Genomic DNA, 13,821 nt, shown 5'->3' on the forward strand with positions numbered 1-13,821 from the left:
GTTGCGCTCGCTTCTCCCTGCCCTCATATGGTGGTCGGCATCCGTTGAGCTCTCGAGCGCGTTCTCCACCGACGTCTAGGAATCGACCAGCCCCTGCACGGGCTCACGGAGGTTACTCCCTTGGCTGCTGCTCACAACGCATCCACATCCACCACCAACAAGAACGGCCGCGGAGTCTCCCGCCTCTCGTTCGCCAAGATCTCCGACACGCTGACGGTCCCCGACCTTCTTGCGCTGCAGACCGAGTCCTTCGGCTGGCTCGTCGGCAACGACGACTGGAAGGCGCGCGTCGCCGAGGCCAAGAAGTCCGGCCGCAACGACGTCTCCGAGGTCTCGGGTCTCGGCGAGATCTTCGAGGAGATCTCCCCGATCGAGGACCTGGGCGAGACCATGCAGCTCTCGTTCACCAACCCGTACCTCGAGCCCGAGAAGTACTCGATCGACGAGTGCAAGGAGCGCGGCAAGACCTACGCCGCGCCGCTGTACGTCGAGGCCGAGTTCATGAACCACCTCACCGGTGAGATCAAGACCCAGACGGTCTTCATGGGCGACTTCCCGCTGCAGACCGACAAGGGCACGTTCATCATCAACGGCTCCGAGCGCGTCGTCGTCTCGCAGCTCGTGCGCTCGCCCGGTGTCTACTTCGACAAGACCCCCGACAAGACCAGTGACAAGGACATCGTCACCGCTCGCGTCATCCCCAGCCGCGGCGCATGGCTCGAGTTCGAGATCGACAAGCGCGACCAGGTCGGGGTGCGCATCGACCGCAAGCGCAAGCAGTCCGTCACCGTCTTCCTGAAGGCGCTCGGCATGTCGAGCGAGCAGATCCTCGCCGAGTTCGCCGGCTACCCCTCGATCGAGGAGACCCTCGCGAAGGACACGATCCTCACGCAGGAAGACGCCCTGCGCGACATCTACCGCAAGCTGCGTCCGGGCGAGCAGGTGGCCGCCGAGGCCGCGCGCTCGCTGCTCGACAACTTCTACTTCAACCCGAAGCGCTACGACCTCGCGAAGGTGGGTCGTTACAAGATCAACCAGAAGCTCGGTCTCGCGGCTCCGCTCACCGACTCGGTGCTGACCGTCGACGACATCGTCGCGACCATCAAGTATCTGGTGCGCGTGCACCGCGGCGACGAGACCTTCGAGGGCATCCGCGGCGGCAAGAAGACCGAGATCCGCATCGCCACCGACGACATCGACAACTTCGGCAACCGCCGCATCCGCGCCGTCGGCGAGCTGATCCAGAACCAGGTCCGCACCGGTCTGTCGCGCATGGAGCGCGTCGTCCGCGAGCGCATGACCACGCAGGACATCGAGGCGATCACCCCGCAGACCCTGATCAACGTGCGCCCCGTCGTGGCCGCGATCAAGGAGTTCTTCGGCACCTCGCAGCTGTCGCAGTTCATGGATCAGAACAACCCGCTCGCGGGTCTGACCAACAAGCGCCGTCTGTCGGCCCTCGGACCCGGTGGTCTCTCGCGTGACCGCGCCGGCGTCGAGGTGCGAGACGTGCACCCCTCGCACTACGGCCGCATGTGCCCGATCGAGACTCCTGAAGGCCCGAACATCGGTCTGATCGGTGCGCTCGCGACCTTCGCGCGCATCAACTCGTTCGGCTTCATCGAGACCCCGTACCGTCGCGTCGTCGACGGTGCCGTCACCGACCAGATCGACTACCTCACGGCAGCCGAGGAGGTCGACTTCAACATCGCTCAGGCGAACGCACCGCTCGACAAGAAGGGCCGCTTCACCGAGAGCCACGTCCTGGCCCGCCCCCGCGGCGGATCGGGCGAGGTCGACCTGTTCCTGCCCGAGGAGATCGGCTACATCGACGTCTCGCCGCGCCAGATGGTGTCGGTCGCGACCTCGCTCGTGCCCTTCCTCGAGCACGACGACGCACAGCGCGCGCTCATGGGCGCCAACATGCAGCGTCAGGCCGTGCCGCTTCTCCGCTCGGACTCGCCGCTCGTCGGCACCGGTATGGAGGGCTACACCGCCATCGACGCCGGTGACGTCGTCACCGCGCTCAAGGCCGGTGTCGTCAGCGAGGTCTCCGCAGACCGCGTCGTGGTCATGCTCGACGAGGGCGGCACGCAGGAGTACCACCTGCGCAAGTTCGACCGCTCGAACCAGGGCACGTCGTACAACCAGCGCGTGATCGTCAACGCCGGTGAGCGCGTCGAGGTCGGCGAGGTCATCGCCGACGGTCCCGCCACCGAGAACGGCGAGCTCGCGCTCGGCAAGAACCTGCTCGTGGCGTTCATGCCGTGGGAGGGTCACAACTTCGAGGACGCCATCATCCTGAGCCAGGAGCTGGTGAAGGACGACACCCTCTCGTCGATCCACATCGAGGAGTACGAGGTCGACGCCCGCGACACCAAGCTGGGCAAGGAGGAGATCACGCGTGACCTCCCCAACGTCAGCCCCGAGCTGCTGAAGGACCTCGACGAGCGCGGCATCATCCGCATCGGAGCCGAGGTCCGCCCCGGCGACATCCTCGTCGGCAAGGTCACGCCCAAGGGCGAGACCGAGCTGTCGGCGGAAGAGCGCCTGCTGCGCGCGATCTTCAACGAGAAGAGCCGTGAGGTTCGCGACACCTCGCTGAAGGTCCCCCACGGCGAGCAGGGCACGATCATCGCCGTCAAGGAGTTCGACGCAGAAGAGGGCGACGACGAGCTCGGCTCGGGCGTCAACCGCCGCGTCGTGGTCTACATCGCCCAGAAGCGCAAGATCACCGAGGGCGACAAGCTCGCCGGCCGCCACGGCAACAAGGGTGTCATCGCGAAGATCCTGCCCGTCGAGGACATGCCCTTCATGTCCGACGGAACGCCGGTCGACGTCGTGCTGAACCCGCTCGGCATCCCGGGTCGAATGAACTTCGGCCAGGTGCTCGAGACCCACCTCGGCTGGATCGCCAAGACCGGATGGAAGGTCGAGGGCAACCCCGAGTGGGCCGCGAAGCTGCCTGAGAACGGCCGCGACGTCGCTCCGAACACCAAGGTCGCGACCCCGGTGTTCGACGGTGCCAGCGAGTCCGAGATCTCGGGCCTGCTCGACTCGACCCTGCCGACCCGTGACGGCGTGCGCCTGATCGACTCGTCCGGCAAGACCCAGCTGTTCGACGGCCGCTCCGGTGAGCCGTTCCCGGCTCCCATCTCGGTCGGCTACATGTACATCCTGAAGCTGCACCACCTCGTCGACGACAAGATCCACGCTCGCTCGACGGGCCCCTACTCGATGATCACCCAGCAGCCGCTCGGCGGTAAGGCGCAGTTCGGTGGACAGCGCTTCGGTGAGATGGAGGTGTGGGCTCTCGAGGCCTACGGTGCCGCATACGCGCTGCAGGAGCTTCTGACGATCAAGTCCGACGACATCCTCGGCCGCGTGAAGGTGTACGAGGCCATCGTCAAGGGCGAGAACATCCAGGAGCCCGGCATCCCCGAGTCCTTCAAGGTGCTCATGAAGGAGATGCAGTCGCTCTGCCTGAACGTCGAGGTGCTCTCGGCCGACGGCACCGCCGTCAACCTGCGGGACACCGACGACGAGGCCTTCCGCGCAGCGGAGGAGCTCGGCATCAACATCTCCAGCCGTTTCGAAGCCGCGTCGATCGACGAGATCTGATCTCGGCCCTCGACAAGCGACAGATTTTTTCTACACAGGAGAACTAGTGCTCGAATCAACCACTTTCGATGAGCTTCGAATCGGCCTGGCCACCGCTGACGACATCCGCGGATGGTCCTTCGGCGAGGTCAAGAAGCCCGAGACGATCAACTACCGCACGCTGAAGCCCGAGAAGGACGGCCTCTTCGGCGAGCAGATCTTCGGACCCTCCCGCGACTGGGAGTGCGCCTGCGGCAAGTACAAGCGTGTCCGCTTCAAGGGCATCGTCTGCGAGCGCTGCGGCGTGGAGGTCACCAAGAGCTCCGTCCGTCGTGAGCGCATGGGCCACATCGAGCTCGCCGCCCCCGTGACGCACATCTGGTACTTCAAGGGTGTTCCGTCGCGTCTCGGCTACCTGCTCGACATGGCGCCGAAGGACCTTGAGAAGGTCATCTACTTCGCCGCCTACATGGTGATCTCGGTCGACGAGGATGCTCGTCACCGCGACCTCGCCACGCAGGAGAACAACATCCGCCTCGAGCTCAAGACGCTCGGCGACCGTCGTGACGCGAAGATCGCCGAGCGCATGCGCCGCCTGGAGGAGGAGCTCGCTGCTCTCGAGGCAGAGGGTGCCAAGGCCGACGCCAAGAAGAAGGTCAAGGACGCCGCCGAGAAGGAGATGACCCTCACCCGCAAGGGTGCAGACGAGGCCATCGCCAAGCTCGAGCGCGTGTGGGAGGACTTCCGCACGCTCGAGGTGGGCGCCCTGCGCCCCGAGGACGACGTGTTCCACGAGCTGCAGGACCGCTTCGGTCAGTACTTCGAGGCGCATATGGGTGCCGAGGCGATCAAGCGCCGCCTCGAGACCTTCGACCTGAAGGCCGAGTCCGAGAGCCTGCACCTGCAGATCTCGGAGGGCAAGGGCCAGCGCAAGATCCGTGCGATCAAGCGCCTGACCGTCGTCAACTCCTTCCTCGAGACCGGCATGAGCCCGGCCGCGATGGTTCTCGACGTCGTCCCGGTGATTCCGCCGGAGCTGCGTCCGATGGTGCAGCTCGACGGTGGCCGCTTCGCGACCTCCGACCTGAACGACCTGTACCGCCGCGTGATCAACCGCAACAACCGTCTTCGTCGTCTGATCGATCTCGGCGCCCCCGAGATCATCGTCAACAACGAGAAGCGGATGCTGCAGGAGGCCGTCGACGCACTGTTCGACAACGGCCGCCGCGGTCGTCCGGTCACCGGCACCGGCAACCGCGCCCTGAAGTCCCTCAGCGACATGCTGAAGGGAAAGCAGGGTCGCTTCCGCCAGAACCTGCTCGGAAAGCGTGTCGACTACTCGGGCCGTTCGGTCATCGTCGTCGGCCCGCAGCTGAAGCTGCACCAGTGCGGTCTGCCCAAGCAGATGGCTCTCGAGCTCTTCAAGCCGTTCGTGATCAAGCGCCTGATCGACCTCGGTCACTCGCAGAACATCAAGGCCGCCAAGCGCGCGGTCGAGCGCACCCGTCCCGAGGTCTGGGACGTGCTCGAGGAGATCATCCGCGAGCGCCCCGTGCTGCTGAACCGTGCACCCACGCTGCACCGTCTCGGCATCCAGGCGTTCGAGCCGCAGCTCGTCGAGGGCAAGGCCATCCAGCTGCACCCGCTCGTCTGCGCGGCGTTCAACGCCGACTTCGACGGTGACCAGATGGCTGTGCACCTGCCGCTGTCGGTCGAGGCTCAGGCCGAGGCCCGCGTGCTGATGCTCGCCTCGAACAACATCCTCAAGCCGTCGGACGGCCGTCCGGTCACCCTGCCCTCGCAGGACATGATCATCGGTCTGCACCACCTGACCACGGTCAAGGAGGGCGCTGCCGGTGAGGGCCGTGCATTCGGCTCGGTCTCCGAGGCGATCCTGGCCAAGGACGAGGGCACCCTCGACCTGCAGGCGAAGGTCCGCATCCGCATCCCGGGTCTGACCTTCCTCGAGGGCGAGGCCCCCGAGGGCTACGAGCGTCACGGTCTCGTCGACGCGTCGCTCGGTCAGGCGATCTTCAACGGCGCTCTGCCGAAGGGCTACCCCTTCGTGCGCGGCCAGGCCGACAAGGGCAAGCTGTCGCAGATCGTGAACAAGCTGGCCGAGGAGTACCCCAAGGTCGAGACGGCCGCCACGCTGGACCGCATCAAGGATGCCGGTTTCCACTGGGCGACCCGCTCGGGCGTCACCGTCGCGCTCAGCGACATCCTCACCCCGCCGAACAAGGCCGAGATCGTCGCCGGCTACGAGAAGCAGGCCGCGAAGGTCCAGTCGCAGTACGACAAGGGTCTGACCACGGATGTCGAGCGCCGTCAGGAGCTCATCAAGATCTGGACCGAGGCGACCGACGAGGTCCAGGCCGCGATGAAGGCCCACTTCCCCGAGGACAACACCATCAACCGCATGGTGACCTCTGGTGCTCGTGGTAACTGGCTGCAGATCCGCAACATCGCGGGTATGCGTGGTCTGGTGAACAACCCCAAGGGTGAGATCATCCCCCGTCCGATCATCTCCTCGTACCGCGAGGGCCTGTCGGTGGCGGAGTACTTCATCGCGACGCACGGTACCCGTAAGGGTCTGGCAGACACCGCTCTGCGTACCGCCGACTCGGGTTACCTGACCCGTCGTCTGGTGGACGTCTCGCAGGACGTCATCATCCGCGAGCAGGACTGCGGTACGTCGAAGGGCCTCGAGCTCCCGATCGCCGCTCCGAACTCGCAGGGTGTGCTGGTGCGCGACGCGAACGTCGAGAACTCGGTGTTCGCCCGCACCCTGGCATCCGATGTGGTCACCGAGGCCGGCGAGGTCGTCGCGACCGCGGGTGACGACGTGGGCGACGTGCTCATCGACAAGCTCGTCGAGGCCGGCATCGAGACCATCAAGGTCCGCTCGGTGCTGACCTGCGACTCGGCCGTCGGTGTCTGCGCGCAGTGCTACGGCCGTTCGCTCGCAACCGGAAAGACCGTCGACATCGGCGAGGCCGTCGGCATCATCGCGGCCCAGTCGATCGGTGAGCCCGGTACCCAGCTGACGATGCGTACCTTCCACACGGGTGGTTCGGCTTCGGCCGACGACATCACCCAGGGTCTGCCGCGTGTGCAGGAGCTCTTCGAGGCCCGTACCCCGAAGGGTGCTTCTCCGATCGCCGAGGCCGATGGCCGCATCACGATCGAAGAGAACGAGAAGGCCAAGAAGGTCATCCTCACGCCCGACAACGGCGACGAAGAGGTGGTCTACCCGGTGCTGAAGCGTGCGACGCTTCTCGTCGAGGACGGCCAGCACGTCACCGTCGGTCAGCCCCTGCAGGTCGGCACGCTCGACCCCAAGGAGGTCATGCGAGTCATGGGTGCCCGCGAGGTGCAGAAGTACCTCGTCGGTGGCGTGCAGGGCGTGTACCGCTCGCAGGGTGTGCCGATCCACGACAAGCACATCGAGGTCATCGTCCGCCAGATGCTGCGCAAGGTCACCGTGGTCGACCACGCTGACACGACGCTGCTCCCGGGTGAGATGGTCGACCTGAAGCGCTACCAGCAGATCAACCGCGAGGCCGTGGCAGAGGGCAAGCGCCCCGCGTCGGGTCGCCCGGAGCTGATGGGTATCACCAAGGCGTCGCTCGCCACCGAGTCGTGGCTGTCGGCCGCTTCGTTCCAGGAGACGACCCGCGTGCTCACGCAGGCCGCCATGGAGGGCAAGCGCGACCCGCTGGTCGGTCTCAAGGAGAACGTCATCATCGGTAAGCTCATCCCGGCCGGAACCGGTCTGTCGAAGTACCGCAACATCACGGTCGAGGCGACGGAAGAGGCCAAGAGCGAGCGCTACCCGAACCGGATCTTCGCATCCGACGGTGCGTACGCCGACGGCGACTTCGGATACGTCGACTTCGACGCGTTCTCGACGGACGACATCACCCCCGGCACCTACAACTGATCGAGCCGAGCACCGGCGAGCTTGCTCGTCCGGCCGAGGCGATTGAGGTTGTCGAGCGACGAAGTCGCGAACACAACTGATCCGGGCGTGATTCGAAAGGCCCCGGCCCCTCTTCGGAGGGCCGGGGCCTTTCCCGTCTCTTCGGGGCGACTGGCGCGCCAGGCGGTCATGGCCAGAGTGCGTCGACGATGCTGGTCGTGTAGCCCTTCGGGGCGAGGTTGGAGTAGCGGGTGTCGATCAGCAGACCGTCGCGCCAGAAGACGGTGCGCCCGTCGGTGACCGGGTACTGCTCGTTCTGCCAGCTCTTCTCGCAGCGGGTGCCCCCGTCCGGTGTGTAGCAGGCGTACGCCTCGTCGTCGGCGAGGGCATTGAGCATGTCCAGGGCAGGCCCGCGATCCATCCTCGAGATCTTCGTCGTCAAGCCTGTCGTATCGGCTTGGGGTGAGCCCCAGTTGCAGACGAGGGAGCCGTCGTCGAGCAGGCCGCTGTCGCCGAAGGCGGGGTCGTTGAGCGGCACGTCCTTCAGTTGCGTGAGCACGGCGTCCGACAGGATCTCGCGGCAGTCTCCCGGCAGCGGCATGAGCGTTCTCTCCGCGGTCGGCGATGGCGTCGGCGACGGAGACGCCGGTCCGGATGCCGTGGGCTTGTCGCTTCGAGGCGGCGTCGCCGCCTCGTCAGGTGCGGCTGAGGCGCAGCTGGCAAGCAGGGTCACGGAGAGGAGCGCGACTGCCGCGCCGACGCGGAGCTTCATGACCACAGAGTAGGGCTGACCGCCGCGATGGAGCGGAGCCGCGCCGTCCCTCGTCGCCGGCCCCGGGCAGCCGCTTGCCCGCGATAGTCTCTCGAGATGAGTGCTGTGGTGATCGGGGATGCGCTGATCGATGAGATCCGGGATGCCTCGGGCGTGCGCGAACTGGTCGGTGGCGCTGCACTGAACGTCGCCGTGGGCCTGCGCCGGCTGGGGGTCGACACGACGCTGATCGCCATGGTCGGCGACGACGAGGCGGGCGGGCACATCCGCGAGTACCTGAGCGATCACGGCGTGCGGCTCATCGCCGGCCCTTCGCCGCTCGGCTCGTCTCGCGCTCTCGTCACTCGGTCGCCTGAGGGCGAGCCGCAGTACGTCTTCAACGACGCGGCTCGCGGCCGCAGCATCCGGTACGACGACGAGATGCGGCAGGCGATCGCCGCTGCCGATGTCGTCGCAGTCAGCTGCTTCCCCTTCGACGTGCCGGCCGAGGTCGATGCGCTGGCCGACGCGCTTCAGGATGCACGAATCGCCGTCGATCCGAACCCCCGTAGCGGCATGATGAGCGATATCGAGGAGTTCGTGCGCGGGTTCGAGCGCCTTGCGGCACGCGCGGAGCTTGTGAAGGTCGGAGCAGACGACGCCGCGCTTCTGTGCGACGGGGATCTCGACACGCTGCGCACGCGTCTTCGCGAACTCGGAGCGGATGCCGTGCTGGCGACCGCAGGGTCAGAAGGTGCTGTGATCGAGTCGAATGCGGGCGAGTTCCGCGCCCCGATCGCGTCCCTGCCTGGTCCCGTGATCGACACCGTCGGTGCGGGGGATGCGACGCTGGCGGCGGTCGCCGCAGGGCTCGCGCTGGGCGAGCCGAAGACGGATGCCGAATGGCAGCAGCTGCTCGACCGAGCCATGCTCGTCGCCGCGGCGACGTGCCGGACCGAGGGCGGGCTGCTGCGCACTCCCGAGTTGCTGGCCGAGGCTCAGCGCGGCGTGCACGGCAGCTGATCGCTCGATTTCTCGCGACCGGTTCTGACCGGTATGCTTGGTAGTCGCGCCCCCGGTTGGCTGAAGAAGCCGGACGGGTGTGCACTGGCAAGTTGCCCGAGCGGCCAAAGGGAGCTGACTGTAAATCAGCCGCGTAAGCTTCGGGGGTTCGAATCCCTCACTTGCCACCGCCACCGCGGAATCGCGTGGAGATCGAAGGGCCCCGACCGGTCAGGTCGCGGGCCCTTCGGTCTGCCTGCACCGTGTTCCGGATCCGCGATTCGGGCTGCGCAGCCTCAGGGCTCCAGGTCGTCGAGAATCAGCTCCCCGCGAGCGTTCAGGCGCTCCATCATCTCCTCGACGCGCCGGCGGTCGATCTTCGGCGGTGGTTCGTGATCGAACTCCAGAACCAAAGGGATGCTCGGGTGCATCCACGCCGAAAGCCGCCCTGGGCGCTTCTTCCCCGACGGCCAGGTCATCATGAAGCTCTCCTGCCGACGCAGCTTCGTCGCGATCACGATCTTCACGTGAGCGAGCAGGGCGTCGTCGACATCTATCGGCGGCCGCGAGCTGTTGTACTCGAGCTTTCCCATGAACTGAACATACGCCCTCCGGCAGCTGGGGACGAGAGGGATCCGGAGGCAGAAGATTGACGCGGAATGCAGCCACTATTGGCGAGAACAGGCCAAATGGGTGAAAAGTGACGGCTCCGACGACAGAATGTGAACGTGCGAGGCGCTCCCGGGCCTCTTCTCTCGGCCCCGGTTCCGCTTGCAGACCCGGCAGAAGTATGGAGCAGAGCGGATGAAGAACAACCCCGTCACAGAGCTTCTGCCCGCGGTGGAGCGCGAGGGCTGGCACTGGCTCGTCGGGCATCGACGCTATCGCCATTGGCCGACGGCGAACAGCGGCCCGTGGATCATGACCTTCCTCACGGGTGCAGGCCTGAGGGTGATGCGGGGTGATCCCCGATCGCTCGAGATGAAGGCGATCCGGTTCAACAACTTCCTGATCGCGCACCTGCGCACACCGCCCCTGCACGTCCGATGGACGCGCGACCGGACGCCCGCGCAGTCGCGATACATGCTGCTCTTCGTGAACCACGGTTCGATCACCGTCGAGGGAGCGGAGCACTGGGCATCTTCCGGCGGCGGCCTCTGCCTGATCTTTCCCGGCACGACGCCGGCTGACATCCAGAGCACCGAGAAGAGCGAGGTGATCATCTTCACTTTTGAGCAGAGCGAGGTTGCGCCCTACATGCTCACGCCGTCGAATATCGCCGACATCCGACCAGGAACGACAGTGTTCCGCGCGTCATACGCGTATCTTCAGGCGACCGTCGAGGAGCCGCAGATGGCCGAGCAGCCGGAGGAGACGCCCGAGGTGCTTCGCACGCTCACGCGCGAGGTGGCCCGCGCACTTGCCAAGTCGTTCCTCGTCGAGGACGAATCCGAGGCGACCTTCCTCCACGCGCAGCGAATGGTCGACCAGCATTCCACTGAGCCGGATTTCGACGTCGATGCGCTCGCTTCACGGTGCCAGGTCTCACGACGCACGCTCGACAGGCTCTACGCGCGGCACGGCCTGAGCCCGGCGCAGGAGATCCGCCGTTCGCGCGCCCAGCGCGCGATCCCGCTGCTCGCCGAGAGCACGGCGCTGACTCTTGAAGAGGTGGCCGCAGCGAGCGGATTCCGCTCGATCACGACGATGAACAGGGCGCTCAAGTGGGCTTACGGGCTCAGCGCCGGCGCAATGCGTCAGACCGCAGCCCACACAGACGATCGGGCCGAGACGTCCGCGCTGGCGCAGTAGCCCCCATCGCGGGCGGATCAGTTGCGCTCCCGCAGGCTCCCCGGGTTTTGGTATACCATCCTCCTGACAGAGGAGGTCCCGATGGCTGTGATCCGCTCCATTCTGGTGGCAGTCGCCGCCGCTGCGGCGCTGGGTGGTCTGGTGGGGTGCGCGCCAGCATCCGGAACCGCTGCTCCCGACGCATCGAAAGGCGCCACTGACGACCTGTGGGCAGCGATCGCGGCGGAGGATGCCGACGCCGCGATCCGCGCGATCGAAGACGGCGCCAAGCTGGAAGACCGCGGCGGCGAGAATGACGCGACGCCGCTGATCCAGGCGACGAAGCAGAATCAGGCGCTGATCGCCAGGGTGCTCATCGACGCCGGCGCCGACGTCAACGCGAAGGACAGCATGCAGGACTCGGCCTTCCTCTACGCCGGGGCGGAGGGGCTCGACGAGATCCTGAAGCTCACGATCGAAGCGGGCGCCGATGTGACGAGCACCAACCGCTACGGTGGCACGGCGCTGATCCCCGCCAGCGAGCACGGGCACGTGAGCACGGTGAAGATGCTCATCGCCGCAGGGGTGCCGGTCGACCACGTCAACAACCTCGGGTGGACGGCGATGCATGAGGCGATCATCCTGAACGACGGCGGGCCCGACCAGGTCGAGACGGTTCGGCTCCTGCTCGAGGCCGGTGCCGACCCCGACATCACCGAGAACGGCGGACTCACCTCGCGTGAGCTGGCAGTCGAGAAGGGGTACGACGAGATCGTCGCCGTGATCGATGCGGCGGCGGGCAAGTAGGGAGAGACGATGGATGCCACCGACCTGACCCACCTGCGCCGCTGCGTCGACCTCGCGCGCGAGGCCCTCGACGACGGTGACGAGCCTTTCGGGTCGCTCATCGTCTCGGCAGCCGGTGACGTGCTCTTCGAAGACCGCAATCGTGTCGCCGGGGGAGACCAGACCCGGCATCCGGAGTTCGAGATCGCACGCTGGGCGGCCGCGAAGATGTCGCCCGAGGAGCGAGCGGATGCCGTCGTCTACACCTCAGGCGAGCACTGCCCGATGTGCTCGGCGGCGCACGCGTGGGTGGGGCTCGGCCGCATCGTGTACGCGACCTCCTCGGCGCAGCGGCGGGCGGAGTGGGGCCTCGAGCCCGGACCGGTCGCGGCACCGCCGATACAGGCGGTCGCGCCCGGTGTCGAAGTCGACGGGCCCGCCGACGAGCTCGTCGACGAGGTGAAGCAGCTGCAGCAGCGCCTCGTCGAGCGCCGGCCTTCTTAGACTGGATCGATGCGACCACTGACCGAGGCCCAGGTCCGCGAGGCGATCAGCAACGCCGATGCGGATGAGATCGCCCAGATCGCGATGCCGCACGACTTCATTCTCACCGACTGGGACTACATCGACTTCCTCGCCTGGCGCGACCCCGAGTCGAGCCGGCGCGCGGTGGTCGTGGTCGAGCACGAGGGGCGCCCGTTGGGGATCGTGCTGCGGTCGACCGATCCGGCGCGCGTGCGCTCGGGCATGTGCAACATCTGCCGCACCATGCAGCCGGGCAACCAGGTCGCGCTGCTCACCGCGCGGCGCGGGGGAGCGAAGGGGCGACGCGGCGACAGCGCGGGCACCTACATCTGCGCCGATCTGTCATGCCACGACAACGTGCGGCTCGCGCATCCGCTCGCCCCGAGTGAGGTGCGCGCGCCTGGACAGGCCGACCAGCGGCTCGACGGCACGAAGCGCCGCATGGAGGACTTCGTCGTTCGGGTGCTCTCAGAAGCCTGATCGTGCGGCAACCAGGTGATGAACCTGAGTGCCAGCTAAACTGAAACCCCGTCCTGTGCATCGAAGGAGAGCCATGACCGATCCGCTTCTGCTCACGGTCGACGAGGGCCTCGCTCGGCTCACGCTCAACCGCCCCGCGAGCCTCAACGCCTTCGACGCCGATCTGGCGCACGCATGGCGCGACGTCACCGCCGAGGTCGTCTCACGCGACGACGTGAGGGCCATCCTCATCGACGCCAACGGCCGCGCCTTCTGCGCCGGCGGCGACGTGGTGGCGATGTCGACGAGCATGGGGAGCGGGCGGGAGATCACCTCGCTCGCGCGGGTCATCAACGAGGGAATCCTGTCACTCACGACCTCGGCTGTCCCAGTCGTCGCAGCGGCACACGGCACGACGGCCGGCGGCGGCCTGGGCATCCTGATGTGCAGCGACTACGCGGTCGTCGGCGCGAGCTCGAAGATCGGCAGCCTGTACGCGAATATCGGGCTCACGCCCGACCTCTCGGTGTCGGCCCAGCTCGCGCGCGCGGTCGGCGAACGGCGGGCACTGCAGCTGGTGCTGCAGGATCGGATGCTGTCCGCCGATGAAGCAGTCGACTGGGGCCTCGTCGCCGAGGCGGTCACCGCCGACGCCGACGGCGGTGCGGATGCCGAGGCGGATGCTGTGCGCGAGCGCGCAGAGCAGATCGCTCGCTTCTGGCTCGCCGGCGCCGCGGGCGCCTACGGTCAGGCGAAGCGTCTGGTTCGCTCGCAGCCTTCTCGATCTTTCGAGGAGCAGCTGAGCACTGAGGCGGAGTCGATCGGAGCCTCTTTCGACACCCCCGACGCGCAGGCGCGTATCGCTGGTTTCGCGGCGGCATCGCGCAAGCGCTGAGTCGCCGCACCGCTGCCTTCCGCCGAGGATCAGCGCGTTATCCACAGCATCCGGTGCCCGGCGTCGGTGCGTGCGAGGATGAGAGCACCG

General features: G+C 66.8%; 10 protein-coding genes and 1 tRNA gene. 9 read left to right on the forward strand and 2 right to left on the reverse strand.

Going from position 1 to position 13,821, the window contains the following annotated elements:
- The first annotated feature begins 120 nt into the window (after positions 1-120).
- Both rpoB and rpoC read left to right on the forward strand, forming a co-directional pair.
- Positions 121-3,621, forward strand: a complete 3,501-nt coding sequence (rpoB, locus tag JOE67_RS11430; RefSeq protein ID WP_204975679.1) for a DNA-directed RNA polymerase subunit beta — start codon at positions 121-123, stop codon at positions 3,619-3,621.
- A gap of 46 nt (positions 3,622-3,667) precedes the next feature.
- Positions 3,668-7,543, forward strand: a complete 3,876-nt coding sequence (gene rpoC, locus JOE67_RS11435; RefSeq protein WP_204975680.1) for a DNA-directed RNA polymerase subunit beta' — start codon at positions 3,668-3,670, stop codon at positions 7,541-7,543.
- Positions 7,544-7,709: 166 nt separating this feature from the next.
- Here the strand turns inward: rpoC and JOE67_RS11440 are convergent, their stop codons facing one another.
- On the reverse strand, positions 7,710-8,294 hold the full coding sequence (locus JOE67_RS11440; RefSeq protein ID WP_204975681.1) for a hypothetical protein: 585 nt from the start codon (positions 8,292-8,294) through the stop codon (positions 7,710-7,712).
- Positions 8,295-8,390: 96 nt separating this feature from the next.
- Here JOE67_RS11440 and JOE67_RS11445 point away from each other — a divergent pair, with 96 nt between their 5' ends.
- Positions 8,391-9,296: a PfkB family carbohydrate kinase gene (locus tag JOE67_RS11445; protein ID WP_204975682.1), complete on the forward strand. Its 906-nt coding sequence runs from the start codon at positions 8,391-8,393 to the stop codon at positions 9,294-9,296.
- Positions 9,297-9,382: 86 nt separating this feature from the next.
- Positions 9,383-9,463, forward strand: a tRNA-Tyr gene (locus tag JOE67_RS11450).
- A 108-nt stretch (positions 9,464-9,571) separates the two neighbouring features.
- On the opposite strand, the gene JOE67_RS11455 is transcribed toward JOE67_RS11450, so the two are convergent.
- A complete protein-coding gene (locus JOE67_RS11455; protein ID WP_204975683.1) occupies positions 9,572-9,868 on the reverse strand; it encodes a DUF7882 family protein in 297 nt (98 codons plus the stop codon).
- A gap of 211 nt (positions 9,869-10,079) precedes the next feature.
- Between JOE67_RS11455 and JOE67_RS11460 the strand changes: the two genes are divergently transcribed.
- The 5 genes from JOE67_RS11460 (at position 10,080) to JOE67_RS11480 (ending at position 13,731) form a co-directional block, all read left to right on the forward strand.
- On the forward strand, positions 10,080-11,087 hold the full coding sequence (locus tag JOE67_RS11460; RefSeq protein WP_204975684.1) for a helix-turn-helix domain-containing protein: 1,008 nt from the start codon (positions 10,080-10,082) through the stop codon (positions 11,085-11,087).
- An 81-nt stretch (positions 11,088-11,168) separates the two neighbouring features.
- Positions 11,169-11,873 carry an ankyrin repeat domain-containing protein gene (locus JOE67_RS11465; RefSeq protein WP_204975685.1) on the forward strand — a complete coding sequence of 235 codons (705 nt, stop codon included), beginning with the start codon at positions 11,169-11,171 and terminating at the stop codon, positions 11,871-11,873.
- A gap of 9 nt (positions 11,874-11,882) precedes the next feature.
- Positions 11,883-12,356 carry a nucleoside deaminase gene (locus tag JOE67_RS11470; RefSeq protein WP_204975686.1) on the forward strand — a complete coding sequence of 158 codons (474 nt, stop codon included), beginning with the start codon at positions 11,883-11,885 and terminating at the stop codon, positions 12,354-12,356.
- A gap of 9 nt (positions 12,357-12,365) precedes the next feature.
- Positions 12,366-12,857 carry an FBP domain-containing protein gene (locus JOE67_RS11475; protein ID WP_204975687.1) on the forward strand — a complete coding sequence of 164 codons (492 nt, stop codon included), beginning with the start codon at positions 12,366-12,368 and terminating at the stop codon, positions 12,855-12,857.
- A 73-nt stretch (positions 12,858-12,930) separates the two neighbouring features.
- A complete protein-coding gene (locus JOE67_RS11480) occupies positions 12,931-13,731 on the forward strand; it encodes an enoyl-CoA hydratase/isomerase family protein (protein WP_204975688.1) in 801 nt (266 codons plus the stop codon).
- Positions 13,732-13,821 lie beyond the last annotated feature (90 nt).

The organism is Microbacterium esteraromaticum (genome assembly GCF_016907315.1).
GTDB classification, from domain to species: domain Bacteria; phylum Actinomycetota; class Actinomycetes; order Actinomycetales; family Microbacteriaceae; genus Microbacterium; species Microbacterium esteraromaticum.